Source organism: Bradyrhizobium sp. B097 (assembly GCF_038957035.1).
Lineage (GTDB): Bacteria > Pseudomonadota > Alphaproteobacteria > Rhizobiales > Xanthobacteraceae > Bradyrhizobium.
The window spans coordinates 5,898,413-5,924,318 of the sequence record NZ_CP152412.1 but is presented as its reverse complement, the minus strand read 5'-3'; the positions used below and the strand labels follow the sequence as shown (position 1 = coordinate 5,924,318).

Annotated in this window: 19 protein-coding genes; 11 read left to right on the top strand and 8 right to left on the bottom strand. The window is 65.6% G+C overall.

Going from position 1 to position 25,906, the window contains the following annotated elements; genetic code table 11:
* Positions 1-61: 61 nt before the first annotated feature.
* Positions 62-664: a hypothetical protein gene (locus AAFG07_RS27705; protein ID WP_342722981.1), complete on the bottom strand. Its 603-nt coding sequence runs from the start codon at positions 662-664 to the stop codon at positions 62-64.
* Positions 665-1,104: 440 nt separating this feature from the next.
* Between AAFG07_RS27705 and ccmI the strand changes: the two genes are divergently transcribed.
* From ccmI to AAFG07_RS27665, 8 genes are all read left to right on the top strand, one after another.
* Positions 1,105-2,211 (top strand): c-type cytochrome biogenesis protein CcmI, encoded by a 1,107-nt coding sequence (ccmI, locus tag AAFG07_RS27700; RefSeq protein ID WP_342722980.1) that lies wholly within the window; start codon positions 1,105-1,107, stop codon positions 2,209-2,211.
* 59 nt (positions 2,212-2,270) lie between these two features.
* Positions 2,271-2,768 carry a cytochrome c maturation protein CcmE gene (gene ccmE / locus AAFG07_RS27695; protein WP_207836602.1) on the top strand — a complete coding sequence of 166 codons (498 nt, stop codon included), beginning with the start codon at positions 2,271-2,273 and terminating at the stop codon, positions 2,766-2,768.
* Positions 2,765-4,750 (top strand): heme lyase CcmF/NrfE family subunit, encoded by a 1,986-nt coding sequence (locus AAFG07_RS27690; RefSeq protein WP_342722979.1) that lies wholly within the window; start codon positions 2,765-2,767, stop codon positions 4,748-4,750. Before ccmE ends, AAFG07_RS27690 begins: the two co-directional genes overlap by 4 nt.
* Positions 4,750-5,256, top strand: coding sequence for a cytochrome c-type biogenesis protein (locus tag AAFG07_RS27685; protein WP_342722978.1), 507 nt, complete (start codon positions 4,750-4,752; stop codon positions 5,254-5,256). Before AAFG07_RS27690 ends, AAFG07_RS27685 begins: the two co-directional genes overlap by 1 nt.
* Before the next feature lie 171 nt (positions 5,257-5,427).
* Positions 5,428-7,017: a Do family serine endopeptidase gene (locus tag AAFG07_RS27680; protein WP_342722977.1), complete on the top strand. Its 1,590-nt coding sequence runs from the start codon at positions 5,428-5,430 to the stop codon at positions 7,015-7,017.
* A gap of 265 nt (positions 7,018-7,282) precedes the next feature.
* On the top strand, positions 7,283-7,963 hold the full coding sequence (locus AAFG07_RS27675; protein WP_212311653.1) for a response regulator transcription factor: 681 nt from the start codon (positions 7,283-7,285) through the stop codon (positions 7,961-7,963).
* Positions 7,947-9,401 carry an ATP-binding protein gene (locus AAFG07_RS27670; RefSeq protein ID WP_342722976.1) on the top strand — a complete coding sequence of 485 codons (1,455 nt, stop codon included), beginning with the start codon at positions 7,947-7,949 and terminating at the stop codon, positions 9,399-9,401. Before AAFG07_RS27675 ends, AAFG07_RS27670 begins: the two co-directional genes overlap by 17 nt.
* Positions 9,398-12,355 carry a bifunctional [glutamine synthetase] adenylyltransferase/[glutamine synthetase]-adenylyl-L-tyrosine phosphorylase gene (locus AAFG07_RS27665; RefSeq protein WP_342722975.1) on the top strand — a complete coding sequence of 986 codons (2,958 nt, stop codon included), beginning with the start codon at positions 9,398-9,400 and terminating at the stop codon, positions 12,353-12,355. Before AAFG07_RS27670 ends, AAFG07_RS27665 begins: the two co-directional genes overlap by 4 nt.
* A 185-nt stretch (positions 12,356-12,540) precedes the next feature.
* On the opposite strand, the gene AAFG07_RS27660 is transcribed toward AAFG07_RS27665, so the two are convergent.
* From AAFG07_RS27660 to AAFG07_RS27640, 5 genes are read right to left on the bottom strand one after another with little or no spacing between them, the layout of a single operon-like run.
* Positions 12,541-12,762 (bottom strand): formate dehydrogenase subunit delta, encoded by a 222-nt coding sequence (locus AAFG07_RS27660; RefSeq protein ID WP_173641858.1) that lies wholly within the window; start codon positions 12,760-12,762, stop codon positions 12,541-12,543.
* Positions 12,746-13,582 (bottom strand): formate dehydrogenase accessory sulfurtransferase FdhD, encoded by an 837-nt coding sequence (gene fdhD / locus AAFG07_RS27655; RefSeq protein WP_342722974.1) that lies wholly within the window; start codon positions 13,580-13,582, stop codon positions 12,746-12,748. Before fdhD ends, AAFG07_RS27660 begins: the two co-directional genes overlap by 17 nt.
* 2 nt (positions 13,583-13,584) lie before the next feature.
* Positions 13,585-16,461: a formate dehydrogenase subunit alpha gene (gene fdhF, locus AAFG07_RS27650; RefSeq protein ID WP_342722973.1), complete on the bottom strand. Its 2,877-nt coding sequence runs from the start codon at positions 16,459-16,461 to the stop codon at positions 13,585-13,587.
* Positions 16,462-16,474: 13 nt separating this feature from the next.
* The gene (locus tag AAFG07_RS27645) at positions 16,475-18,043 is read right to left on the bottom strand and encodes an NADH-ubiquinone oxidoreductase-F iron-sulfur binding region domain-containing protein (protein WP_342722972.1); all 1,569 of its coding nucleotides are present in this window, start codon (positions 18,041-18,043) and stop codon (positions 16,475-16,477) included.
* Entirely contained in the window at positions 18,040-18,516 is a 477-nt protein-coding gene (locus AAFG07_RS27640; RefSeq protein WP_342722970.1) for a formate dehydrogenase subunit gamma, read from the bottom strand. Before AAFG07_RS27640 ends, AAFG07_RS27645 begins: the two co-directional genes overlap by 4 nt.
* A gap of 254 nt (positions 18,517-18,770) precedes the next feature.
* On the opposite strand from AAFG07_RS27640, the gene AAFG07_RS27635 reads away from it, so the two are divergent.
* Positions 18,771-19,667 carry a LysR family transcriptional regulator gene (locus AAFG07_RS27635; RefSeq protein WP_342722969.1) on the top strand — a complete coding sequence of 299 codons (897 nt, stop codon included), beginning with the start codon at positions 18,771-18,773 and terminating at the stop codon, positions 19,665-19,667.
* Between the two features lie 5 nt (positions 19,668-19,672).
* Here the strand turns inward: AAFG07_RS27635 and AAFG07_RS27630 are convergent, their stop codons facing one another.
* On the bottom strand, positions 19,673-21,994 hold the full coding sequence (locus AAFG07_RS27630) for an ATP-binding protein (RefSeq protein WP_342722968.1): 2,322 nt from the start codon (positions 21,992-21,994) through the stop codon (positions 19,673-19,675).
* Between the two features lie 192 nt (positions 21,995-22,186).
* Positions 22,187-23,575 (bottom strand): cation-efflux pump, encoded by a 1,389-nt coding sequence (locus tag AAFG07_RS27625; protein WP_342722967.1) that lies wholly within the window; start codon positions 23,573-23,575, stop codon positions 22,187-22,189.
* Positions 23,576-24,360: 785 nt separating this feature from the next.
* On the opposite strand from AAFG07_RS27625, the gene AAFG07_RS27620 reads away from it, so the two are divergent.
* The gene (locus tag AAFG07_RS27620) at positions 24,361-24,957 is read left to right on the top strand and encodes a TetR/AcrR family transcriptional regulator (protein ID WP_342722966.1); all 597 of its coding nucleotides are present in this window, start codon (positions 24,361-24,363) and stop codon (positions 24,955-24,957) included.
* Positions 24,958-25,030: 73 nt separating this feature from the next.
* A complete protein-coding gene (locus AAFG07_RS27615; RefSeq protein ID WP_342729259.1) occupies positions 25,031-25,888 on the top strand; it encodes an EamA family transporter in 858 nt (285 codons plus the stop codon).
* Positions 25,889-25,906 lie beyond the last annotated feature (18 nt).

The window sequence follows — 25,906 nt, the reverse complement described above, 5'->3', positions numbered from 1 at the left end:
TGGTCACCGGAATTCCGTAGTTCGAACACCGTCTTCGCATTTCTACGCTTGGTCGAGTTCACTATGTGTGATGCGGGCCGTCGTTGCCATCGCGCGCTGGCAATATATACGGATCACCTTTCATTCCTTGTACTGTCGCGACGGTGACGTACTCGCTTGTGCTCGGATTTTGGACGATCGTAGTTCCAGGCACGACCATCTCCAGCCACAGATTGTCGCCAGCTACCCACTTCTCGAGCCAAGAATGAAGGGTTTGGCCCGTACTGAACAGTCCAAACTCGCTGCAACTGACAACACAGCCCGTCGCCGTATCAAGGCAAGACCAGATTCCATCTCCCCAATCGCAAAGCGGTACGAGCGCAACTTCGGTATCCGGCCAAAAGGCCTCCTTCAACTCGCACAGCGAACGTCCGTCGACGTCTAGCGATCCATCTGCAGTCCCGATCAAACCATCTCCGGGCCCAAAGCCGCCATTTCCTACGGTTTTCAACAAGCGGCAGTGGAGGCGATAAAGGGAAAAGCCGAGCCTTCTTTCAGTAGCTTCGATTGACTGAGATGTCGCTGGAGGACCGACTTCCCTGACTCTTATTTTCGAGTAATCAGTCTGCGTCGCCGGATTGCTGGCTCGCCTGCAAACATCCGAAATAAGTTGTTCTTCAGTCATGTTGAGGCTCAGATTACGGTGACAGTGCATTCAATTGCAAAGTCGCGCCCTGACGGGAAGCACTGCCGGACAATCTTATAGATCAAGCGCAAGTCCTGAGCATGTTCGACGGCAAATCGACGCCCCCCACACGGCTGGATGACAAGCATTTGCACAATTTCGGAATAATGGAAGTGTGGCGCTGATTTGCCCGACATGTCAAGTCGTCAATCGGGCGCCGGCGGCCCCTGCTACTGTGCATGGGGTTGTTTTCGATATTTTGGTTGCGGGCTCCTTCGCCCGGAGGCGCCGTTGCAATACCGCCGGAACGGCGCCGGAAACCGGCTGATTTCGACCTTCGGTCGATCCAGTAATTGTCAATTGCCGGGCTCGGCGCCGGTAGTGTAAAGCGATTCTAAGGCGGCTTGCCGGAAGCCGCCGTTCCATCCGGGAACCGCTTGATGACGCTGTGGTTTGTGTTCGCGCTGATGACGGTCGCGGCGATCTTTGCCGTGCTGTGGCCGCTCAGCCGCCGCGGACGGGCGGATAGCGGCGGCAGCGAGGTCGTGGTCTACCGCGACCAGCTCGCCGAAATCGACCGCGATATGGCCTCAGGCATCATCGGCGCCGCCGAGGCCGATGCTGCCCGGATCGAGATCAGCCGCCGGCTGCTGGCCGCCGCCGACCAGAGCGAGCGCGAAGCCCCGGTGCCAGGCAGTCTCAGTCTGCGGCGCACTGCTGCGATCGTGGCCCTGGTCGGGCTGCCGGTCATTGCCTCAAGCTTCTATCTCGCGCTCGGCTCGCCGCGGCTTGGTGACTTTCCGCTCGCCGAGCGCAGCCAGGTGGCCGATGCCAACCAGCCGCTCACCAATCTGGTGGCGCAGGTCGAGGCTCATCTGGAGAAGAACCCGACTGACGGCCGCGGCTGGACGGTGCTGGCGCCGGTACTGTCGCGACTTGGCCGCTACGATGATGCCGTCCGTGCCTATCGCAATGCCATCATTTATGCTGGCGACACCGCCGATCGCCGCGCCGATCTCGGCGAGGCGTTGATGGGGAGCGCCGGCGGCGTCGTCACCGCGGACGCCAAGGCGGAGTTCGAGCGCTCCGTTGCGCTGAACGGCGACGACGCCAAGGCGAACTATTTCCTCGGCCTCGCCGCCGAGCAGGACGGCCGCAAGGCTGATGCCGCTGCGCTCTGGCAGAAGATGTTGGCGAAGGCGCCGTCGGATGCGCCATGGCGGCCGCTGGTGCAGGCTGCGCTGGTTCGCGTTGGCGGCGTGAGCGCGCCCGCGCTGCCGGATGGCGCGGTGGCGGCGGCCAAGGACATGAGCGAGGCCGATCGCGGCACCATGATCAAGGGTATGGTCGATCGGCTGGCGACGCGGCTGAAGACCAACGGCGACGACGTCGAGGGCTGGCTGCGGCTGGTCCGCGCCTATCTCGTGATGGGAGAGCGCGACAAGGCGATGAGCGCGCTCGCGGATGCCCGTCAGGCGGTGGGCAATGATGCGGATCGGTTGCGTCAGCTCAATGAGGGGCTGAAGAGTCTCGGATTGGATGGATAACGCATGATGCCGAAACATGTGCAGCGGTTTTCGGCGGACGTCATGCGCAAGGAAGCACCATGACCAGGAAGCAACGGCGTTTGACACTGATCGGCTGCGCGCTCGTCGTGCTCGCGATCGCCGCGGGCCTGGTGCTGAATGCGCTGCGCGATTCCATCGTGTTCTTCTCGACGCCCTCGATGGTCGCCGAAAAGCATCTCGGTCCGGGCAAGCGTTTCCGCCTCGGCGGCCTGGTCGAACAGGGCTCGCTCAAGCGCGGCGACAACCTCGCGGTGACCTTCACCGTCGGCGACGGCGGCGCGACGCTGCCGGTCGCCTACAAGGGCATCCTGCCGGATCTGTTCCGCGAGGGGCAGGGCGTGGTTGCCGAAGGCGCGCTCGATGCGGACGGCGTGTTCCGCGCCGACACCGTGCTCGCCAAGCATGACGAGACCTACATGCCGAAGGACGTCGCCGACGCCCTGAAGAAGCAGGGCCACTGGAAGGACGATTACGGCGCCAAGCCGAACAGCATGCCGAGCGCCTCCGCGGCGCCGACCCAGGGAGCGATGCGGTGATCGCCGAAAGCGGACATTATGCCCTGGTGCTCGCGCTGGCGCTCGCGCTGATCCAGTCGATCGTGCCGATCGTCGGCGCGCGCTGGCGCGATGCGGCGTTGATGAACGTCGCGCGCTCGACCGCGCTCGCCCAATTGCTGTTCGTCGCGGCGTCGTTCGCGGCGCTGGTGACGCTGCACGTCACCTCAGATTTCTCGGTCGCCAATGTCTTCGAGAATTCGCATTCGCTGAAGCCGCTGCTCTACAAGATCACCGGCGTGTGGGGAAACCATGAAGGGTCGATGCTGCTGTGGGTGTCGATCCTGGCGCTGTTCGGCGGCCTCGTCGCCGCCTTCGGCAACAACCTGCCGCTGTCGCTGCGCGCGCATGTGCTGGCGGTGCAGGCTTGGGTCGCCAGCGCCTTCTACCTGTTCATCCTGATCACCTCGAACCCGTTCCTGCGCATCGCCAATCCGCCGATCGAGGGACGCGACCTCAATCCGGTGCTGCAGGACATCGGCCTCGCGGTGCATCCGCCGATGCTCTATCTCGGCTATGTCGGGTTCTCGATCTCGTTCTCGTTCGCGGTGGCGGCGCTGCTCGAAGGGCGGATTGACGCCGCCTGGGCGCGCTGGGTGCGGCCGTGGACGCTGATGGCGTGGATCTTCCTGACGCTCGGCATCGCGATGGGCTCCTACTGGGCCTATTACGAGCTCGGCTGGGGCGGCTGGTGGTTCTGGGATCCGGTCGAGAACGCCTCGCTGATGCCGTGGCTGGCCGGCACCGCGCTGCTGCATTCGGCGCTGGTGATGGAGAAGCGCAACGCGCTGAAGGTCTGGACCGTGCTGCTGTCGATCCTGACGTTTTCGCTATCGCTGCTCGGCACCTTCCTAGTGCGCTCCGGCGTGCTGACGTCGGTCCACGCCTTCGCCACCGATCCGACCCGCGGCGTCTTCATCCTGCTGATCCTGTTCGTCTTCATCGGCGGCAGCCTTTCGCTTTATGCCTGGCGCGCGCCGGCGCTGAAGCAGGGCGGGCTGTTCGCGCCGATCTCGCGCGAAGGCGCGCTGGTGCTCAACAATTTGCTGCTCACCACCGCCTGCGCGACGGTGTTCATCGGCACGCTGTATCCGCTGGCGCTTGAGGTCTTGACCGGCGAGAAGATCTCGGTCGGCGCGCCGTTCTTCAATTTCACCTTCGCGCCGCTGTTCGTGCCGCTGTTGCTCGCGGTGCCATTCGGGCCGCTACTGGCCTGGAAACGCGGCGACCTGCTCGGCGCCGCGCAGCGGCTGATGGTCGCCGGCATCGTCGCGCTGGTTGCGATCGCGGTGGTGTTTGCGTGGACCTATGGCGGCGCGACGCTGGCGCCGCTCGCGATCGGGCTTGCGGCCTTCGTGATCATGGGCGCGCTGTGCGATCTCGCCGAACGCATCGCCCTGTTCCGGATTCCGCTGTCGCTCTCGCTGCGCCGCGCACGCGGCCTGCCGCGGGCGACCTGGGGCACGGTCTTCGCGCATGCCGGCCTCGGCGTCGCACTGATCGGAATCGTCTGCGAGACCACCTGGAACAGCGAATATATCGGTTCCATGAAGCCGGACGACGTCGCCAAGGTCGCCGGCTACGAGCTGCGGCTCGACGGCCTGAATCCGCGGCAGGGGCCGAATTTCCGCGAGATGGTCGCGCAATTCACCGTGACGCGGGACGGCGAGAAGGTCAGCGTGATGACCCCGTCGAAGCGCAACTTCACGACCCGCGGCGCTTCGACGACCGAGGCCGCGCTGCTGACCCGCGGTGCGAGTCAGCTCTATATCTCGCTCGGCGATACCTCGGCCGACGGTGCGATCGCGGTGCGGATCTATCACAAGCCGCTGGTGCTGATGATCTGGTGGGGGCCGGTGCTGATGGCCTTCGGCGGCTTGCTGTCGCTGTCCGACCGCCGCTTGCGGGTCGGTGCGCCGAAGCCGGCCAAAGCAGCGGCGCGCGCCTTGCAGGCGGCCGAGTGATGCGGTCGCGCGCCCTTGCAGCCGCCGCGCTTGCGGCGACCCTGGTGCTCGGTGCGATGCCCGCCCGGGCCGTGCTGCCCGACGAGATCATGGCGGACCCGGCGAAGGAGGCGAGGGCGCGCGAGCTCTCCAAGGAACTGCGCTGCATGGTTTGCCAGAACCAGTCGATCGACGATTCGGAGGCGCCGCTGGCGCGCGACCTCCGCCTCCTGGTGCGCGAGCGGATCTCGGCCGGCGACAGCGACCGCCAGGTGATCGATTTCCTGGTGGCCCGCTACGGCGAATTCGTGCTGCTGAAGCCGCGCCTCAACGAGCATACGCTTGTGCTGTGGCTGACCCCGCCGCTGGCGCTTTTGCTGGGCGGTTTCGCGCTCTGGCGCCTCGGCCGCCGCAAGGCAAATCCGCACCCCGGCGAGGGCGATTCCGCCCCAGGGCTGACGCCCGACGAAGAGGCGCGCCTGGAACGGCTGCTGGCGGCCGAATCCGCGCCGGACAAGCCGCTTTAGTTCCTTTCTAAGCCCTTAATTTGCCCGCGCTATTCTGCCGCAGCACGGGTCCGCTCAATTACCAAAGTTTAATTCCGCAGCCAGCGCGCCGTAAGGCTGATGACCCCATGTTCAGGCGCATCAGGTGCTCGCCCCGGCACCGAATGATTCTGGCCCTGGAGATCTCAAGACATGACCGACCGTCCCGACCTCTCGACCCTTCCGTCCTACAAGGCGCCGAAGCGCTCGCTGTTCTCTGCCCGCAAACTCGCGCTGATGGCGTCGGTCGTGGCCGGCCTCGGTGCCGCCACCTACGGCTTCAGCCCCACCCACAACCCGGCCGACCTGTTCACGACCCCCGCGCATGCGCAGGTCAATAACGAGGTCAAGAAGGTTCAGCAGCCGGTCGGGTTTGCCGACATCGTCGAGCGCGTGAAGCCGTCGGTGATCTCGGTCAAGGTCAACATTCGCGAGAAGGTCGCGAAGGACGACAGCAACAACAATGACGATTCGCCGTTCCAGCCGGGTTCGCCGATGGAGCGCTTCTTCCGCCGCTTCGGCGGTCCGGATGGCTTGCCCCCGGGTCTGCGCGGTGGACCGCGTGGCGGTGGCGTGGTGACGGGCCAGGGCTCCGGCTTCTTCATCTCGGCTGACGGCTTCGCCGTGACCAACAATCACGTCGTCGACGGCGCCGATAAGGTCGAAGTCACGACCGATGACGGCAAGACCTATTCCGCCAAGGTGATCGGCACCGATCCGCGCACCGATCTCGCGCTGATCAAGGTCGACGGCGGCTCCAACTTCCAGTTTGCCAAGCTTTCCGACACCAAGCCGCGTATCGGCGACTGGGTGCTGGCGGTCGGCAATCCCTTCGGCCTCGGCGGTACCGTGACCGCGGGCATCGTCTCCGCCTCCGGCCGCGACATCGGCAACGGCCCGTATGACGATTTCATCCAGATCGATGCGCCCGTGAACAAGGGCAATTCGGGCGGCCCGGCGTTCGACGTGTCCGGTGAGGTGATGGGCGTCAACACTGCGATCTACTCGCCGTCCGGCGGCAGCGTCGGCATCGCGTTCTCGATCCCGGCCCAGACCGTCAAGAGCGTCGTTGCCCAGCTGAAGGACAAGGGCTCGGTCAGCCGTGGCTGGATCGGCGTCCAGATCCAGCCGGTGACCTCCGACATCGCCGACAGCCTCGGCATGAAGAAGGCGGAAGGCGCGCTGGTTGCCGAACCGCAGGCCAACGGCCCCGCGGCCAAGGCCGGCATCGAATCCGGTGACGTCATCACCGCCGTCAATGGCGAGCCGGTGAAGGATGCGCGCGAACTCGCCCGCACCATCGGCGGCCTCGCGCCCGGCAATGCCGTGAAGCTGAACGTGCTGCACAAGGGGCAGGACAAGACCGTCAACCTGACGCTCGGCCAGTTGCCGAACACCCTGGAAGCCAAAGCTGACACCGACAACAACGGTGACAAGGGCAATTCGTCCCGCGGCACCGACGTGCCGAAGCTGGGCCTCACTGTGGCACCTGCCAACAGCGTGGCCGGCGCCGGCAAGGAAGGCGTGGTCGTGACCGAAGTCGATCCCAAGAGTGCTGCCGCTGAGCGGGGCTTCAAGGAAGGCGACGTGATCCTCGAGGTCGCCGGCAAGACCGTCGGCACCGCCGGTGAGGTGCGTGATGCGATCACCGCGGCGCGCAGTGACAACAAGAACAGCGTTCTCATGCGCGTGAAGAGCGGCGGTTCGTCGCGCTTTGTGGCAGTGCCGCTGGCCAAGGGATAACTATCTATGAGTTGGGACGCGTCGCCGGCATTAGTCGCCCCCGCCGACGGCGCGTTCCGGGGGGCGGGCCCCTTGCTCGCTCCCTATGCTGCCTTTCGATGGAATATGCCCCCCTCTGTCGGAAGGTCTCAGGGCGGTGAGGTCCCCCAGCTTCACCGCCCACTTTTTTCAGACAATCCGGAATATTCGCGGTCGTCTTGCATGTGCAGGCCGGCCGCGCCATGCTGACAGAGGGCCCATTCCCGTGACCGCAACCGCTCCGCAAATGCGCATCCTGATCATCGAAGACGACCGCGAGTCAGCCGACTATCTGGTCAAGGCATTCCGTGAAGTCGGCTATATCGCCGATCTCGCCTCCGACGGTGAGGAAGGCCTGTCGATGGCGGAGACCGGCGACTACGACGTGCTGGTTGTGGATCGCATGTTGCCGAAGCGGGACGGCCTGTCGCTGATCGGCATTCTGCGCGACAAGGGCAACCGGACGCCGGTCCTGATCCTCTCGGCGCTTGGCCAGGTCGACGACCGCATCAAGGGCCTGCGCGCCGGCGGCGACGACTATCTGCCGAAACCCTATTCCTTCGCCGAGCTGCTCGCGCGCGTCGAGGTGCTATCGCGGCGCAATGTCGGGCCGGCCGAGGAGACCACCTACCGCGTCGGCGACCTCGAGCTCGACCGGCTGTCGCATCGCGTCGCCCGCGGCAAGGATGAGCTGACCTTGCAGCCGCGCGAATTCCGCCTGCTCGAATATCTGATGAAGCATGCAGGCCAGGTGGTGACGCGCACCATGCTGCTCGAGAACGTCTGGGACTATCATTTCGATCCGCAGACCAACGTCATCGACGTCCACATCTCGCGGCTGCGCTCCAAGATCGACAAAGGCTTCGAGCGGCCGCTGCTGCATACCATCCGCGGCGCGGGGTATATGATCCGTGACGGCATTCGGTAAACTGATCCGGACCACGGCGTTTCGGCTGACGCTGGTCTACCTGTTCCTGTTCGCGCTGTTTGCCGCCTCGCTGCTGGCTTATTTCGCCTGGAACACGCGACGGCTGATCACCGAGCAGATCACGACCACCGTCAACGTCGAGATCGGCGAGATCACCGCCATCTATAACCGTCGCGGCCTGCACGGCCTGCTGACCACCATGGGCAATCGTGCGCTGCGGCCGGGCGCCAACCTCTATCTCTTGACGGCGCCGAACGGGCAGGCGCTGGCCGGCAATGTCGGCTCGCTGGCGCCTGGGGTAATGAGCATCCAGGGCTGGAGCGAGACCGCCTATCGCCGGTTCGACGACCAGGACAAGACCGATCACCGCGCGCTGGTGCGGGTCACCGAGATGGACAACGGATTCCGCCTCCTGGTCGGGCGCGACCTCGAGGAGCGGCGGCGGCTGTTCGGCATCGTCGCCAAGGCCGCGCAATGGTCGATCCTCGTCGTCGTCGTGCTCGGCATCGGTGGCGGCATCTTCGTCGCGCGCCGCGTGCTGCGCCGGATCGACGCCATGACCGGCACCACCAAACGCATCATGGCGGGCGATCTGTCCGGCCGGCTGCCGGTCGGCCGCAGCGGCGACGAGCTCGACCGTCTCGCGGAAAATCTCAATGTCATGCTGGAGCGCATCGAGGCGCTGATGACCGGGCTGAAGGAGGTCTCCGACAACATCGCCCATGACCTCAAGACTCCGCTGACGCGGCTGCGCAACCGCGCCGAGGAGGCGCTGGCGCGGTCGGGCTCCGAGGCCGACTATCGCGCGGCGCTGGAGCGGACGATCGAAGAGTCTGACGGCTTGATCCGCACCTTCAACGCGCTGCTGATGATCGCGCGCGCCGAGTCCGGCCAGGCGCGCGGCAACATGGACGATTTCGACGGCGCCGACGTCGCCAACGGCATCCACGAATTGTACGAGCCGCTCGCCGAGGACGACGGCATGACGCTGCAGGTGAAGACCGCGCCGGCGCCGATTCACGGCAACCGCGAATTGATCAGCCAGGCGGTCGCCAACCTGGTCGAGAACGCCATCAAATATGGCAAGCCCGAACCGGGCGTGGAGCCGATGAAGGCCGATGCGCGGGAGATCCTGATCGAGGCCCGGCGCGAGGGCGATCAGGTTCTGCTCAGCGTCACCGACCACGGTCCGGGCATCCCCGAGGGTGACCGCAAGCACGCGGTGGAGCGCTTCGTCCGGCTCGAGGCGAGCCGCACCTTACCCGGTTCCGGTCTCGGCCTCAGCCTGGCCTCGGCGGTTGCCACGCTCCACGGCGGCGAGCTGCGGCTTGGCGATGCCCATCCGGGGCTGGTGGCCACCCTGGTGCTGCCGGCGCGGGCGGGCGGCAGTGACAGGCTTGCGGCTCAAACGCAGGATGTGCCACAGAAGGCGGCATGAATGCCGCCGCGCCGGGAAACGCGGATCGACACCATCTGGCCGCGCGGTTCGCGGACGGACCGCGTGTCGCCGTTTCCGTATCCGCCGATCAGCGCCTGACCGACTGGTTCGCCGAGCTCGAGCCGGCGCAATCGGCTGCGCTCGCGGCGCTGCTGGAGCACCCATTCGCACGGGACATCCTGCGCGGCATTGCCGAATTCTCGCCCTATCTGTTCGAGCTCGCGCGGGCTGATGCCGCCCGGCTGATCCGGATCCTGTCATGCGACCCGGAGTCGCATCTGGCTGATCTGATCGAGACCACCTCGCGCGACGTGCTCGCCGCCGGCAGCGAGGCCGACGTGATGGTTCTGCTTCGCCGCATGAAGGCGGAGGCCGCGCTGATGATCGCGCTGTGCGACATCGGCGGCGTCTGGCCGGTGATGCGGGTGACGGCGGCGCTGACCGACATTGCGGTGAATTCGGTGCAGTCGGCGCTGCGATATTTGTTCCTGCAGGAGATCGCCCGCGGCCGCATGACTGCCGTGGATCCCGAGCATCCGGAAGCGGGCTCGGGCCTGATCGTGCTTGCGATGGGCAAGATGGGCGCGGGCGAGCTGAACTATTCCAGCGACATCGACCTGATCGTGTTCTTCGATCGCACGGCCACCTCGCTCGCCGAGGATATCGAGCCGCAGCCGTTCTTCGTCCGCGTCACCCAGGCGATGGCGCGGATGCTGCAGCAGCGCTCGGGCGAGGGCTACGTGTTCCGGGTCGATCTCAGGCTGCGTCCGGACCCGGCCTCGACCCAGGTCGCGATCTCGACCGACGCGGCCTTACATTACTACGAGCGCGAGGGGCGCACCTGGGAGCGCGCCGCGATGATCAAGGCGCGGCCCTGTGCCGGCGATCCCAGGGCCGGCGAGGCGCTGATCGGCGAGCTCGCGCCGTTCGTCTGGCGCAAGCATCTCGACTTTGCCGCGCTGGCCGACGTCCACGACATGAAGCGGCAGATGCAGACCTATCGCGGCCAGAGCGAGATCTCGGTCGAGGGCCACAACGTCAAGGTCGGCCGCGGCGGCATCCGTGAGATCGAGTTCTTCGCCCAGACCCAGCAGCTAATCGCCGGCGGCCGCCATCCGGAGTTGCGGGTGCGGCCGACGCTGGAGGCGCTCAATGTGCTCGCCGAGAGCAACTGGATCACCTTCGAGGCGCGCGACGAGCTGACCACGGCCTACGAATTCCTGCGCAGGGTCGAGCACCGGCTGCAGATGATCGCCGACGAGCAGACCCATTCGCTGCCCGAGGAGCCTGAAGCAGTCGAGCGCTTTGCGCATTTCTTCGGCTACGAGAATCGCGAGGCCTTCGCCAGGGATCTGCTCGGCCAGCTCAAGATCGTGCAGAACCATTACGGCAAGCTGTTCGAGGGCGACGATCCGACCGGGAGCGCGAAGCTGCCGGATGTCGACTACGGGGCGGGCCCCGAAGACGGTCGCCTGATCGAGCATCTCGCCAGTCTCGGCTTCAAGAAGCCGGTCATGGTCGCCGGCACCGTGCAGCAATGGATCGAGGGTGATTATCGCGCGCTCCGCGTGGAAGCGACGCGCGCGGCGTTCCTCGAGTTCATTCCCGGCCTGATCGACGGCCTCGCGGATGCCGAGGAGCCCGACGATGCTGTCACGGCATTCGACCGTTTCCTGGGCGCGCTGCAGCGGGGCGGGCGGCTGATCTCGCTGCTCAGCCAGAACCGCGATTTCGTCGCGCTGGTGGCGCTGATCCTCGGTGCCGCGCCGCGGCTCGGCGACATGCTGGCGCGGCAGCCGCAGATCATGGACGGCCTGGTCGATCCACGCTTCTTCGGCGCGATGCCGGACAAGAAGGAGCTGTCGGAGCGGCTTGCCGCCACGCTGCAGGACGCCTCGTCCTATGAGGACTTCCTCGATCGTCTGAGGCTGTTCGGCCAGGAGAGTCTGTTCCTGATCGGCACGCGGATCCTGTCGGGCACGGTGTCGGCGCAGCACGCCAGCACGGCGTTTGCCGATGTCGCCGAGGGTATCGTGCACACCGTGCACGGCCTCGTCACCGACCAGTTCGCCGCGCAATATGGCCGGATCAAGGGGCAGGAGACCGCGATCGTCGCGATGGGCCGGCTCGGCAGCCGCGAGATGACGGCGTCCTCCGACCTCGATTTGATCCTGCTCTACGATTTCGACAGCGAGGCGCCGGACTCCGACGGCGAGCGCTCGCTGCACGGCGCGCAGTATTTTGCCCGCTTCACCCAGCGCCTGATCAGCGCCTTCACGACCCGGACCAATTACGGCGTCCTATATGAAGTGGACATGCGGCTGAGGCCGTCGGGGCGTGCCGGTCCGGTCGCCTCGCGGATCGACTCGTTTTCCGACTACCAGGAACGCGAGGCGTGGACCTGGGAGCACATGGCGCTGACGCGTGCCCGCGTGATCTCGTCGTCGCCGGAATTCCGCGAGAGGATCGAGGCGATCATCCGCAGCGTGCTGACCCGGCCGCGCGATGCGGCGTCGACCGCGGCCGACGTTGCCGACATGCGGCGCGCGATCGCGCTGGAGAAGGGCGAGGACGATGTCTGGGACCTCAAGCTTGCCGCAGGCGGGCTCGTCGACATCGATTTCATCGCGCAATATCTGCAACTCGCGCATGCCTCAGCGAAGCCGGAGATCCTCAGCGTCTCGACGCTGCAAGTGCTGGAGCATGCCGCCAAGCTCGGCCTGCTCGGCCAGTCCGAGGCCGAGATCCTGCGTTCGGCGGCGCGGCTCTACCACGATTTGACGCAGATCCTGCGGCTGTGCGTCACCGGCAAGTTCAATCCGGAGACGGCCGGCGAGGATCTGCGGCGTGTGATGGCGCGAGCCGGCGACGCGCCGGATTTCTCCGCGCTGGAAGCCCGCCTGCGCGAGACCCAGAGCGAGGTACGCCGCGTCTTCAACGCGATCGTGGGATAGGGGTACCCGACCCGTCATCCCCGCGCAAAGGCTTCGCCTTTGTCGCTGGAGGTGCGAGCGAAGCGAGCCTCGAAGGATGCACGGCCCCCGTAGATTCACGCGGAAGGAGCAGGGCCGTCGACCCTTCGAGACGCCGCTGCGCGGCTCCTCAGGGTGACGGTGATAGAGCTGGGTGCAGCCCCTCGCTACGCCTGCTGCTTCAGCTTCTGCAAGGCGTCGCGGACGTCGGGGTCGAGGCCGGCGCCGCCGGTGTCGAGATGGGCGAAGATCTGCTTGCGCATCCGCGGGTCCCAGAACTTCCAGATGTGCTCGGAAATGCCCTGCACCGCACGGTCGTGCCCCTGGCTGTGGAAGAACTTCCCGATCTGGTTCGCCATATAGACCAGTTTGTCAGGCGACGACGACATAAGTGGACTCCTTGCCGGGCACCGCGCCTGTGACGCGTTCCGGATGCGTAAAGATTTCAAATCCATCGGCGCGGGCGATCGCGGCGAGCGTGATGCCGGCGGCATCCGCCATCCGTACCGCAAGCGCGGTCGGGGCCGACACGGCAGCAATCAGCGGCGCGCCGATCGCCGCGGTCTTCTGCACCATCTCGACCGAGACGCGGCTGGTCAGCAGCACCATGCCGTCGCTCGCGACGACCTTGTCGCGGGCCAGCGCGCCGGCGAGCTTGTCGAGCGCATTGTGGCGGCCGACATCCTCGCGCAGCGCGACGATGCCGCGCGTGGCCGTCCAGAACGCGGCGGCGTGCACCGCGCGGGTCTGGTGGTTGATCTCCTGCAGCGGCGCGACCGCCGCAACCGCGGTCATGATCTCGCGCGGCGCGAAGACGCGGCCCGCGGGCACCACCGCGGCCGGCCGGACCGCCTCGCTGATGGAATCAAGCCCGCACAGGCCGCAGCCGGTTGGGCCCGCGATGTTGCGCCGGCGCTCCGCGATCCGTTCGGCCTTGTCAGGCTTGAGCCACATCCGCAGCTCGATGCCGTCATCGAGCTCGACGATGTCGAGGGTCTCGATCTCGTCGGCCGACTGCACGATGCCTTCGCTCAGGCTGAATCCGACCGCGAAGTCGCCGAGGTCCTCGGGCGAGCCCATCATGACGGCGTAGGTGCCGCCATTATAGGTCAGCGCCAGCGGCGTCTCTTCCGGGATCAGGCGCGCGCCCTCACTGAAGACGCCGTCGCGCCAGACCTTCCGTATCGCCTTGTGGACCGGTTCTCGCATCGCTACTCCGCGGCTTCCACCACCGGCGCGATGCGCCGGGAGTTGCGGGCCTGCTCGTCATAGGCCTTCTGCCAGTCGGACGGACCGTTCGACGGCGAGATCTGCACGGCGGTGACCTTGTACTCCGGACAGTTGGTCGCCCAGTCCGAGAAGTCGGTCGTGATGACGTTGGCCTGGGTGTCCGGGTGGTGGAACGTGGTGTAGACCACGCCCGGTGCCACGCGGTCGGTGATCAGCGCGCGCAGCGTGGTCTCGCCGGCACGGCTCGCCAGCCGTACCCAGTCGCCGTCGCGCACGCCGCGTTGCTCGGCGTCGTGCGGATGGATCTCGAGCCGGTCCTCGGCGTGCCAGACCACGTTCTCGGTGCGGCGGGTCTGCGCGCCGACATTGTACTGGCTAAGGATACGGCCGGTGGTGAGCAGCAGCGGGTAGCGCGGGCCGGTGCGCTCGTCGGTCGCGATATATTCGGTGATGATGAACTTGCCCTTGCCGCGCACGAAGCCGCCGATATGCATCACCGGCGTGCCTTCCGGCGCCTTCTCGTTGCAAGGCCACTGCACCGAGCCGAGTTCATCGAGCCTGGCATAGGAGACGCCGGTGAAAGTCGGCGTCAGCGCGGCGATCTCGTCCATGATCTCGGACGGATGGCTGTAGTTCATCTCGTAGCCCATCGCCTTGCCAAGCATGATCGTCACTTCCCAGTCGGCATAGCCGTTGAGCGGCGTCATCACCTTGCGGACGCGCTGGATGCGGCGTTCGGCGTTGGTGAAGGTACCGTCTTTCTCGAGGAAGGTCGAGCCGGGAAGGAAGACGTGGGCGTAGTTCGCGGTCTCGTTCAGGAAGAGATCGTGAACGATGACGCATTCCATCGCCGACAGCGCCGCCACCACATGCTTGGTGTTCGGGTCGGACTGCAAGATATCCTCGCCCTGCACATAGAGCCCCATGAAGCTGCCTTCGATCGCGGCATCGAACATGTTGGGGATGCGCAGGCCCGGCTCGTTGTTGAGCTTGACGTTCCACATCGCCTCGAACTGCTCGCGCACGGCATCGCCGGAGATATGGCGGTAGCCCGGCAGCTCGTGCGGGAACGAGCCCATGTCGCAGGAGCCCTGCACGTTGTTCTGGCCGCGCAGCGGGTTCACGCCGACGCCGGGCCGGCCGATATTGCCGGTCACCATCGCGAGGTTGGCGATCGCGATCACCGTGGTCGAGCCCTGGCTGTGCTCGGTGACGCCGAGCCCGTAATAGATCGCGCCGTTGCCGCCGGTGGCGTAGATCCGCGCCGCCTCGCGCAGATCGTTCGGATCGACGCCGGTCATGATCGCGGTGGCTTCGGGGCTGTGCTTCGGCTCTGCGACGAAGGCGGCCCAATCCTCGAACTCGCTCCAGTCGCAGCGCTCGCGCACGAAGGCTTCGTCGACGAGTCCTTCGGTGACGATGACATGGGCGAGCGCGGTGAGCACGGCGACGTTGGTGCCGGGCATCAGCGGCAAATGCAGCGCCTTCACATGCGGTGATTCCACCATCTCGGTGCGGCGTGGATCGAGCACGATCAGCTTGGCGCCCTGACGCAGCCGCTTCTTCAGCCGCGAGGCGAACACCGGGTGAGCCGAGGCGGGGTTGGCGCCGATGATCAGCACGACGTCGGTGTCCTCAACCGAATCGAAATCCTGCGTGCCGGCCGAGGTGCCGAAGGTCTGCGACAGGCCGTAGCCGGTCGGCGAATGGCAGACGCGAGCGCAGGTGTCGACATTGTTGTTGCCGAAGCCGCCGCGGATCAGCTTCTGCACCAGATAGGTCTCTTCGTTGGTGCAGCGCGACGAGGTGATGCCGCCGACCGCGTCGCGGCCGTATTTCTGCTGGATGCCCTTGAACTTGGCGGCGGCGAAATTCAACGCCTCGTCCCACGACACTTCCTGCCAGGGATCCTCGATCCGTTCGCGGATCATCGGCTTCAGGATGCGCTCCTTGTGTGTGGTGTAGCCCCAGGCGAAGCGGCCCTTGACGCAGGAATGGCCGCGATTGGCCTTGCCGTCCTTCCACGGCACCATGCGCACCACTTCCTCGCCACGCATCTCGGCCTTGAAGGCGCAGCCGACGCCGCAATAGGCGCAGGTGGTGACGACCGAGTGTTCGGGCTGGCCGATCTCGATCACGGATTTTTCGGTCAGCGTCGCGGTCGGGCAGGCCTGCACGCAGGCGCCGCAGGACACGCATTCGGAGCCGAGGAAGCTCTCGCTCATGCCGGGCGAGACGCGGCTGTCGAAGCCGCGGCCGGAGATCGTCAGCGCGAAGGTGCCTTGCACTTCCTCGCAGGCGCGGACGCAGCGCGAGCAGACGATGCACTTCGAGGGATCGTAGGTGAAATAGGGATTGGATTCGTCCTTCGGCATCCAGTTGTCGTTTTCGCAGCCGTGCGATTTGGCGAAGACGTGGTTCTCGCCTTCATAGCCGTAGCGCACGTCGCGCAGGCCGACCGCGCCCGCCATGTCCTGCAATTCGCAGTCGCCGTTCGCCGCGCAGGTCAGGCAGTCCAGCGGGTGGTCGGAGATGTAGAGCTCCATCACGCCCTTGCGCAGCTTCTTCAGCCGATCGCTCTGGGTGTGCACGACGAGGCCGGGCATCACCGGCGTGGTGCAGGAGGCAGGTGTGCCGGCGCGGCCCTCGATCTCGACCAGGCAGAGCCGGCAGGAACCGAAGGCGTCGACCATGTCGGTCGCGCAGAGCTTTGGAATCTGGGTGCCGGCTTCCATGGCCGCGCGCATGATCGAGGTGCCCTCGGGCACCGTGATCTGGTTGCCGTCGATGGTCAGCGTGACCATCGCCTCGGATTTGGATTTTGGCGTGCCGAAATCGATTTCCTGGATCAGCGACATCGTGATCTCCTTGCTATTCCGCGGCCTGCAGCCGGGCCGGTGCGGGACCTAAATCTCCGCCAAAATCTTCCCGGAAGTGTTTCAGTGCGCTCATCACGGGGTAGGGCGTGAAGCCGCCGAGCGCGCACAGCGAGCCGAATTTCATGGTGTTGCAGAGGTCTTCGATCACGGCGAGGTTTTCCGCCACGCGCTCGCCGTTGATGATCTTGTTGATGGTCTCGACGCCGCGGGTCGAGCCGATCCGGCACGGCGTGCATTTGCCGCAGGATTCGATCGCGCAGAACTCCATCGCGAAGCGCGCCTGCTTGACCATGTCGACGCTGTCGTCGAACACCACGATGCCGCCATGGCCGATCAGGCCGTCGCGCGCGGCGAATGCCTCATAGTCGAACGGCGTGTCGAACAGCGCGCGGGGGAAGTAAGCGCCGAGCGGGCCGCCGACCTGCACCGCGCGTACCTCGCGTCCGCTGAAGGTGCCGCCGCCGATCTCGTCGACGAGGTCGCCGAGCGTGACGCCGAAAGCGGTCTCGAACAGCCCGCCATATCTGATGTTGCCGGCGAGCTGGATCGGCATCGTGCCGCGTGAGCGGCCCATGCCGAAATCGGCATAGGCCTTGGCGCCGTTGTCGAGGATGAAGGGGATCGCCGCGAGCGACAGCACGTTGTTGATCACGCTCGGACGGCCGAACAGGCCCTTATGCGCGGGCAGCGGCGGCTTGGCCCGCACGATGCCGCGGCGGCCCTCGAGGCTCTCCAGCAGTGAGGTCTCTTCACCGCAGACATAGGCGCCGGCGCCGACCCGTACTTCGAGATCGAACTCATGCTTGGTGCCGCCGATACGCTTGCCGAGGAAGCCGGCGCGCCGGGCGGCCACGATCGCCGCGTTCATCGCCTCGACCGCGTGCGGATATTCCGAGCGGATGTAGATGTAGCCCTTGGTGGCGCCGACCGTGATACCCGCGATCGTCATGCCCTCGATCACGACGAAGGGGTCGCCTTCCATGATCATGCGGTCGGCGAACGTGCCGCTGTCACCTTCGTCGGCATTGCAGACGATGTATTTGCGGTCGGCGCTGGCCTGCGCCACCGTCTTCCACTTGATGCCGGTGGGGAAGCCGGCGCCGCCGCGGCCACGCAGGCCCGAGGTGGTGACGTCGGCAAGGATCTGATCGGAGCTCAGCGTCAGCGCGCGTTCCAGGCCCTTGTAGCCGCCATGGGCGCGGTAGTCGTCGACCGAGCGCGGATCGACCACGCCGCAGCGGACGAAGGTCAGGCGGGTCTGGCGCTTCAGCCAGGGAATCTCGTCCGTGACACCAAGCCGCAGGGCATGCTGGCCGCTGCCCGCCATCGCATCGAGCAGCGACGGCACGTCCTTAGGTGTCACCGGGCCGAAGGCGATCCGGCCCTGGGCAGTTGCCAGCTCGACCATCGGCTCCAGCCAGCACAGTCCGCGCGAGCCGTTCCTGACGATCTCGATCGCTGCGCCACGCGCCGCTGCGGCCTGCGCGAAGGCGAGGGCGACATCGTCGGCGCCGACCGCGACAGCGGCGGCATCGCGGGGGACGTAGATGCGCATCGTCATCGCTGTGCCTCCGCGACCAGCGCGTCGATGCGCGCTTCATCGAGCCGGCCAATCAGCCGGCCATCCAGCATCGCCGAGGGTGCGGTGGCGCAGAGCCCGAGGCAGTAGATCGGCTCCAGCGTCACCCGCTCGTCCGCGGTGGTATTGCCTAAGGATACGCCGAGCTTCGTCTCCGCGCGCGCCGCAAGCCGATCGCCGCCGGCGGCCTGGCAGGCCTCGGCGCGGCAGAGCTTGAGGACGTGGCGTCCGGCCGGTTGCTTGCGGAAGTCGTGGTAGAAGGTGAACACGCCGTGCACCTCGGCGCGGGACAGATTGAGCGCCTCCGCCACCATCGGGATCGCGGGCTCCGGCACGTAGCCGAAGGCTTCCTGCAGCGCGTGCAGGATCACCAGCGTGGCGCCTTCAAGCCCGGCATGCTCGGCGATGATCTCCGCGCCGCGCGCCTTGTCCCAAGGTTCATATCCCACCGTCATCAGCGCTTCTCACGATCAGTTTTTTGCTTTGCACATGAGAATTGGAATCCTTCGAAACATCAATAAAGTTGTCTCATGCGGCGATTGCGAAACGCGATTAATAGCGTTGCCGAATGGGTCGATCCGGGATCGCAATAATGTTCTGGAATCACGGACTTCCGGGGCGCTTTGGATTTCGGGATCGCACCCCGATCGTGCTACCTATGGACACGTCGGGCGCCATTCGGGGCGCCGCTTCCGAAGGGATTTGAACCTTGATCGACAAGCTGGAACTTCTGCTGGCGCTGGCCAAGGAACGGCATTTCGGCCGGGCTGCGGAGGCCTGCGGGGTCACCCAGCCGACCATGTCGACCAGTCTCAAGCAGCTCGAGGAAATCCTCGGCGTGATGTTGGTGCAGCGGGGATCCCGCTTCCAGGGTTTCACCCCGGAGGGCGAACGGACGCTGGACTGGGCGCGGCGCATCGTCGGCGATGCGCGGGCGATGAAGCAGGAGATCAACAGCCTCAAGGACAAGCTGTCCGGCGAGATCCGGATCGCCGCGATCCCGACCGCGCTCGGCATGGTGGCCTCGCTCACCACGCCGTACCGGGCGCGCCATCCCGATGTGCGGTTTCGCATCCAGTCGTGCACGTCCGCCGACGTGCTCGGCCTGCTTGAAAATCTCGAGGTCGATGCCGGGCTGACCTACATCGAGAACGAGCCGATCGGCAAGGTCCGCACCATCCCGCTCTACAACGAGAGCTATCGTCTGCTGACGGCGCCGGATGCGATGTTCGGCGACCGCAAGCAGGTGACGTGGAAGGAAGTCGGCACCGTGCCGCTGTGCCTGCTCACGCCCGACATGCAGAACCGCCGCATCATCGATCGCGCGCTGACCTCGGTCGGTGCCGAGGCGACGCCGACGCTGACGTCGAATTCACTGCTCGTGCTTTACACCCATGTGAAGACCGGACGCTGGGCCAGCGTGATGCCGGCCAAGCTCGCCGAGACGCTCGGCCTTGCCGATGCCGTGCGCAGCATTCCGATCGTCGATCCCGTCGTCGACTACAGCATCGGCTTGGTGATCCCGCAGCGTGATCCGATGACACCCTTGATCGCAGCCCTGGTGCAGGTCGCGCGCGAGGTCGCGCCGAAGCTGGAGAGCGCGTAGCCAGCCTAGGCCGCTTGTTGCAGCTTCGCCCGCAAGCTACGCGGATCGCGCGGCAGGGTAATGCGGACGACGGTGCCGACGCCGAGCTTGGAGCGCAGCTTCATCGAGCCACCGTGCAGGTTGGTGAGCGAGCGCGCGATCGCAAGTCCGAGGCCCGAGCCCTGGTAGCTCTTGGTGAGCTGGCTCTCGACCTGCTCGAACGGCTTGCCCAGCCGCCGCAGCGATTCCGGCGCGATGCCGATGCCGCTGTCGGCGATCAGCAGCACGATCGAGTCATCGAGCATCTGGCCGCGCACCAGCACGCGGCCGTTGTCGGGCGTGAACTTCACGGCGTTGGAGAGCAGGTTGACGATGATCTGCTTGACCGCGCGGCGATCGGCGACGACCGAGATCGTGCTTTCGATATCCGATTCCAGCGACAGGCCCTTGTGCTCGGCGCGGCCAGAGACCACCCGCAGCGACTCGGCGAGGATGCCGGAGAGGTCGAGCGGCTCCATGTCGAACTTCATGCGGCCGGCCTCGATCTTCGACATGTCGAGGATGTCGTTGATGACCTCGAGCAGGTATTTCCCTGAGGTCAGGATGTCGTGGCAATATTCCGCGTACTTGTCCGAGCCGAGCGTGCCGAACAGGCCGCTGCCCATGATCTCGGAGAAGCCGATGATGGCGTTGAGCGGGGTGCGCAGCTCATGGCTCATATTGGCGAGGAATTTCGATTTCGCGGCGTTGGCGTCCTCGGCGCGGGTCTTTTCCTGCGAATATTTTTCGGCGAGGTCGGCGAGCTCGACGGCCTGGCGCTCCAGCTCGGATTGCGAGCGCTGCAGGTCGATCACGGTGGCGCGCAGGCGGAGATCGTTGTCGACCAGCTTCTGCTCGTGCGCCTTGATGCGGGTGATGTCGGTGCCGACGGAGACGTAGCCGCCGTCCTTGGTGCGGCGCTCGCTGATATGCAGCCAGCTGCCGTCGTCGAGCTGGGCTTCGAAGGTACGCGCGCCCGGCGCGGGCACGCCGCTCTCGTGCAGGCGGGTGCGCACCTCGGGCATGCTGCCGACCTCGATCACGGTCTCATAGGACGTGCCGGGGCTGACGGCGGAATCGGGCAGCTTGTGCAGCCGCTGGAAGTGGGAGTTGCACAGCACGAGGCGGTCCTCGGCGTCCCAGAGCACGAAGGCCTCGGGAATCGTCTCGATGGCGTCGCGCAGCCGGAGGTCGGCTTCCACCGACTTCTCGGCGAGGCTCTTCTGTTCGGTGATGTCGACTGCGATGCCGATCAAGTGCAGGCCGCTGTCGGCCGCGGCGTGGCTGAGCTCGCAGCGCACGCGCAGCCAGATCCAGTGGCCGCCGACATGGCGCATGCGGAAGCTCTGGTCGATGTGATCGATCTTGCCCGAGATCAGCTGCTCGGCGATGTCGAACAGATTGATGTCGTCGGAGTTCACCAGCGCGTTGACCTCGCCGAAGGTGAGGAGGTCGTTGCGGGTATCGAGGCCGAGCAGGGTGAACATCGACTGCGACCAGAAGATCCGGCCGCGCGACAGGTCCCAGTCCCACAATCCGCAGCGGCCGCGATTGAGCGCGGTGTCGATCCGGCCGCGCACGGCGTCGTTGATCAGGTCGCCCTCGCGGGCGCGGGTCGATTGCCAGTGGAAGGCGAAACCGAGGATCAGCACCACGAAGCTCGTGGTCGCCGACAGCGTCACCGAGAGCGCGGCGTCCGATCCCCAGATCGGCTCGTTCATCTCCTGGATGACGACGACCTGGCCGGGCAGCGACTTGACGAGTTGCGAGATCGCCAGCGCGCCGGTGCCGCCCGGCAGGGTCATGTCACTGACCGCGCCCTGCTGGCCCGGTGCGACCAGGAGCTGCGCGGTGGAGACGATGTCGAGGACGCGGTCGTTCTCGCCGGCGCCGTCGATCGGCACGCGCGCCAGCACGCGGTGATCGGCGCTGGTGATGATGACATGGCGGCCGTTGGCGATGCCCCAGGACGGAATGAGATCCGGCAGCAGCTCCTGCATCCGCTCGATATTGGCGAGCCGGTCGCGCCGCACCGAGGTCAGGCGGTCGAGACGCTCGGCGAGGATGTCGGAGAGCGCGGCCAGGTCGCGCTTCATCGCGCCGCGCTTCTGCCGGTTCTGGTCGATCACCTGGACGAAGGCGCCGAGGCAGATCGTGATGAGGAAGGCGATGATCAGCGTAGGGACAGCGCGGCGCAGTGCAGGCTCGGCCGTCAAGAGCCTGTGATAGGCCGGTTTCGCGATCGACTGCGCCAATCCCTTGATCGAATCGGATTGGACACAAGCGTTCGCTGCATGCGCGCGCGCCATGCCTTAGACCCCCATCTAAGCTGATTTTTTACCCGGACCGGATGCTCCCCACGTCGCATCCGAATCATGATGATTTGAATCCAGATTTCCCGGGCTGTCGAGAGTCAACGATTCGTTAATGCGAAAAAATTCTTGTCCAAGAGAGAATCAGCAGGCGCAAAGTGAGTCCGAAACAGGAACGGCTCCGTAGAATTACGCGCGCGTCGGTTCTGCGTGACTGATCACACGCTTCACGGTGGGGAACGCGCGGCGCAGCTTGCGTTCGATCTGGTCGACGCTTTCGTGCGCCTTGATCACACTCATCGAGGGCTCAGCACGGCAATGGAAGTTGACGACCTCGCCGGCGTCGGTGTTGCGGACCCGCACATTATGGATGTCGTGGATCGCGCCGCCATCGGCAAATCCGGTCAGCGCGGTCTTGATGGCCTCGACGCGGTCGGGCGCGGCGTCGGTTCCCCACGGCAATTCCGGCTCGAGCGGTTCGATATGGGTGTCGACCTCGACGTCCTCGCCAAAATCCTCGCGGATCGCGCGCTCGAGCTCGTGGGCGATGTCGTGGGCGGCGTCCAGCGCCATGTTGCTGTCGACCTCGAGGTCGATGCCGACGATCAGCTTGCCGCCGATGTCGTGCACGGTGACGTGGTGGATGGCGAGGCCGGAGTTGCGCGCGATCACCATGATGCGCTCGCGCACGCTCTCATTGTCGCGCGCCACCGGCACCGCGGTGAAGGTGAGGTCGGCGTCGCCGAACGCCTTGGTCATCGCCTGCTGCGCCCTGCGCTTGATGTCCTCGACGCGGTCGATCGGGTAGGTGCGCGGCACGGCGGCAATGGCGTCGATGAAATGCGTAGCGCCGACCATGCGGACCCTTAGGCGCTCGACGTCGACCACGCCCGGCACGGCCTTGATGGCCGCGGTGGCCTTTTCCAGCGCGCCTTCGGGCGCGCGGTCGAGCAGGGTCTCGACCGTCTCGCGCGCCATGCGCAGGCCGAGCAGGGCGATCATCACGGCAACGGCGATGGCGGCCGCGGCATCGCCCCACCAGAAGCCGAAGCCCGCCAGCACCAGGCCGACGATGACGGCCGCGGATCCCATCACGTCGGAGGCGAAATGCAGTGCGTCGGCGGCGAGCGCCTGGCTCTTGGTGTCGCGCGCGGCGCGGTGCAGCGCGCGGGCCCGCCACAGATTGACGCCGATATCGAGGACGAGGACGACGAAAGGAATGGCTGAGATCGACGGCGGCGGCGCGCCTTCGCGCAGATGGCTATAGGCCTGCACCAGGATGCCGCCGGCCAGCACATAAAGCAGGGCGATGACAAAGAGCGCCGAGACGCTCTCGAACTTGCCGTGGCCGTAATGATGCTCGGCGTCGGCCGGCTGGTCCGACACCCGCACCACCGCCCAGGTGATGATGGTGGCGATCAGGTCGATCGACGAGTGCAGCGCCTCTGAGATCAGCGCCAGCGACCCGATCGCGATGCCGACGACGAACTTCGCCACGGCCATGCTGCCGCTGGCGAGGATCGAGATCGCGGCGACGGATGTCTTGGTGTTGGGTGCGCTGGTGCTGGAAGAACTCATGGGCGGGGGTTTAGCAGGGAGTCCGTGAACATCAAGTGTCAGTCGTCACGCGCAATCGCCACTCACTTGCAATTGCATCTTTGCGCCAAAATCACGCTGTCGTCCTGGCCTGGTGCGCAATCGCGCACTTGGCCAGGACGACGATGAGGATGGTTCTCGCGCGATACGACGCAGCGTCATTGTATACTTCATCTCGGTGTCATCGCCCGGCTCGACCGGGCGATCCAGTATTCCAGAGACGCCGGTGCTTGAATCGAGAGGCCGCGGCGTACTGGATCGCCCGGTCGAGCCGGGCGATGACAGTGTGGGTGAGGACGCAGCTTCGCATTCTCGCGACACGATTTGTCCGAGCTTTGGATTTCGTTCCGCCCTCTTACTCGAAGAGGGCGCAGGGAATGCCGGGTGCGCGCTGCACCCGCGGTCTCGTGTGCAAAAGTGGAAACAAAGACACACACGAGCATACAGGTTCAGCGGGAGACACTCCGGCATTCCCTGCGCGATGGCGTTACGGCTTACTTCGTGCTCTCCGCGGCGAGACCGGGCTTGCTTGTCACCGTCCTCGCAAGGCGCATCGCGTCTCGCGAGAAGACACCTGCCAACGGGTCGCGCGAACGCGCGCCGGATGACAGGCTCGGGGCTCTCGCTTCGCGAGCCCCGGAATGACGAAGGGAGAGGTGGTCCACCGCACTCCGCTCCACCCATCCTGCACGTCAATCGCCTGAAACTATCACTTGCGATATCTAGACCAATTGGTCTATATATTGGTCATGAGCCGCCAAACCGCCATGCAGCTGCCCCGTGGCCGTCCGCGAAGCTTCGACATGGAAGCCGCCGTCGAACGCGCGATGGATGTGTTCTGGTCGCGCGGCTATCATGCCACGGCGCTGCCGGACCTGCTGCGTGCGACGAAGCTCTCGCGTGGTAGCCTTTACGCCGCGTTCGGGGATAAGCACTCGCTGTTCCTGCGCGCGCTCGATCGCTACATCGCCGATGCGCTGACGCGGATGGATGTCGAACTCGACCCTCGTAAGGAACCGGTTGCCGGTCTACGGGCCTACCTTGCCGGTTACGTCGAGCGCGCCAGCGGCGCCAATGGCCGGCGCGGATGCCTGCTGGTGGCGACGGTCATGGAGCTGGCCGGCCAGGATGCCGAGGTTGGACGTCGCGTCGCGGGCTTTTTCAAAACCATGGAAGCCAGGTTGTCAGACGTACTGTCCCGCGCGGAGGCGGCCGGCAGATTGGCCGATAGTGTCGAGCCTGCAAGTGCCGCCCGAATTCTCGTCTGTTTCGTTTGGGGGTTGCGAGTGGTCGCCAAAACGGCACAGACACGGGTCACATGGCAAGCCACCGCTGACGCGCTGCTCGATCGCTTCATCAGATAAGCAATAACCCGTGGACGCCTTCGCTATTGGTGCGTCCATATCTAGACTGATCGGTCTTGAAAGGAATGATGCCATGACTGCCATCCAGATCGTCTGCGCAGTGGCCGTTCCCTTGCTCTGGGGTCTTCAGTTCGTGGCCATCAAGGTGGGCGTCGCGGAGTTTCCGCCGCTGTTCTTCCTCGCACTGCGCTTCCTGGCGATCGCGCTGCTGCTTGTTCCGTTCGTCAAGAGGCCCACGCGTCAACAGTTCGGCCCTATCGCAGCTATTTCGCTTTTCCTTGGTGGACTGAACTTCGGGCTGTTCTATGTTGGTCTTGGGCTCGGCTCGGGAAGCATATCGGCTGTCGCCTATCAACTCGCGCCGCCTTTCACCGTCCTGCTGGCCTGGCCGCTGCTGGCGGAGAGGCCGTCTCTCGTCACGTCAGCCGGCGTGGTGCTTGCATTCGCCGGCGTGGTGGTGTTGGCGGCGGGGCCGGGGCTGTCGACCAACGCGCTTCCGCTGCTGCTTGTGGTCGGGGCGGCGTTCGCGTTCGCGGTGTCCAACGTCCTGACGAAACGCTACGGCCCGTTTGATCCGCTGATGTTGATGGGCTGGTCGTCGCTGCTCACCGTGCCGCAGGTGATGTTGATGTCGTTGCTGCTCGAATATGGACAGCTGGCGAGCCTTGGCACGGCGGATCAACACGGCTGGCTGGCGCTCGCCTACACCATCTTCATCGGCGGCATTGTCGGCTTTGGCCTCTGGTTCTGGCTGATCGGGCGTTGCTCGATGGGCCACGTCGCCCCGTTCGGTCTGCTGCTTCCGGTGTTCGCCCTGATCTCGAGCGTGATGTTCCTTGGCGAACGCGTGACCCCAAAGCTGGCTGTCGGCGCGCTGCTCGCGATCTCCGGCGTCGCCATCACGCAGGTGAGACCGAGATTAGGGTCGTAGGATGGGTGGAGCGCAGCG

Coding starts and splice junctions, on each gene's coding strand:
- AAFG07_RS27705 (WP_342722981.1), bottom strand. CDS start 664: ATGACTGAAGAACAACTTATTTCGGATGTTTGCAGGCGAGCCAGCAAT.
- ccmI (WP_342722980.1), top strand. CDS start 1,105: ATGACGCTGTGGTTTGTGTTCGCGCTGATGACGGTCGCGGCGATCTTT.
- ccmE (WP_207836602.1), top strand. CDS start 2,271: ATGACCAGGAAGCAACGGCGTTTGACACTGATCGGCTGCGCGCTCGTC.
- AAFG07_RS27685 (WP_342722978.1), top strand. CDS start 4,750: ATGCGGTCGCGCGCCCTTGCAGCCGCCGCGCTTGCGGCGACCCTGGTG.
- AAFG07_RS27680 (WP_342722977.1), top strand. CDS start 5,428: ATGACCGACCGTCCCGACCTCTCGACCCTTCCGTCCTACAAGGCGCCG.
- AAFG07_RS27675 (WP_212311653.1), top strand. CDS start 7,283: ATGCGCATCCTGATCATCGAAGACGACCGCGAGTCAGCCGACTATCTG.
- AAFG07_RS27665 (WP_342722975.1), top strand. CDS start 9,398: ATGAATGCCGCCGCGCCGGGAAACGCGGATCGACACCATCTGGCCGCG.
- AAFG07_RS27660 (WP_173641858.1), bottom strand. CDS start 12,762: ATGTCGTCGTCGCCTGACAAACTGGTCTATATGGCGAACCAGATCGGG.
- fdhD (WP_342722974.1), bottom strand. CDS start 13,582: ATGCGAGAACCGGTCCACAAGGCGATACGGAAGGTCTGGCGCGACGGC.
- fdhF (WP_342722973.1), bottom strand. CDS start 16,461: ATGTCGCTGATCCAGGAAATCGATTTCGGCACGCCAAAATCCAAATCC.
- AAFG07_RS27645 (WP_342722972.1), bottom strand. CDS start 18,043: ATGACGATGCGCATCTACGTCCCCCGCGATGCCGCCGCTGTCGCGGTC.
- AAFG07_RS27640 (WP_342722970.1), bottom strand. CDS start 18,516: ATGACGGTGGGATATGAACCTTGGGACAAGGCGCGCGGCGCGGAGATC.
- AAFG07_RS27630 (WP_342722968.1), bottom strand. CDS start 21,994: ATGGCGCGCGCGCATGCAGCGAACGCTTGTGTCCAATCCGATTCGATC.
- AAFG07_RS27625 (WP_342722967.1), bottom strand. CDS start 23,575: ATGAGTTCTTCCAGCACCAGCGCACCCAACACCAAGACATCCGTCGCC.
- AAFG07_RS27620 (WP_342722966.1), top strand. CDS start 24,361: ATGCAGCTGCCCCGTGGCCGTCCGCGAAGCTTCGACATGGAAGCCGCC.
- AAFG07_RS27615 (WP_342729259.1), top strand. CDS start 25,031: ATGACTGCCATCCAGATCGTCTGCGCAGTGGCCGTTCCCTTGCTCTGG.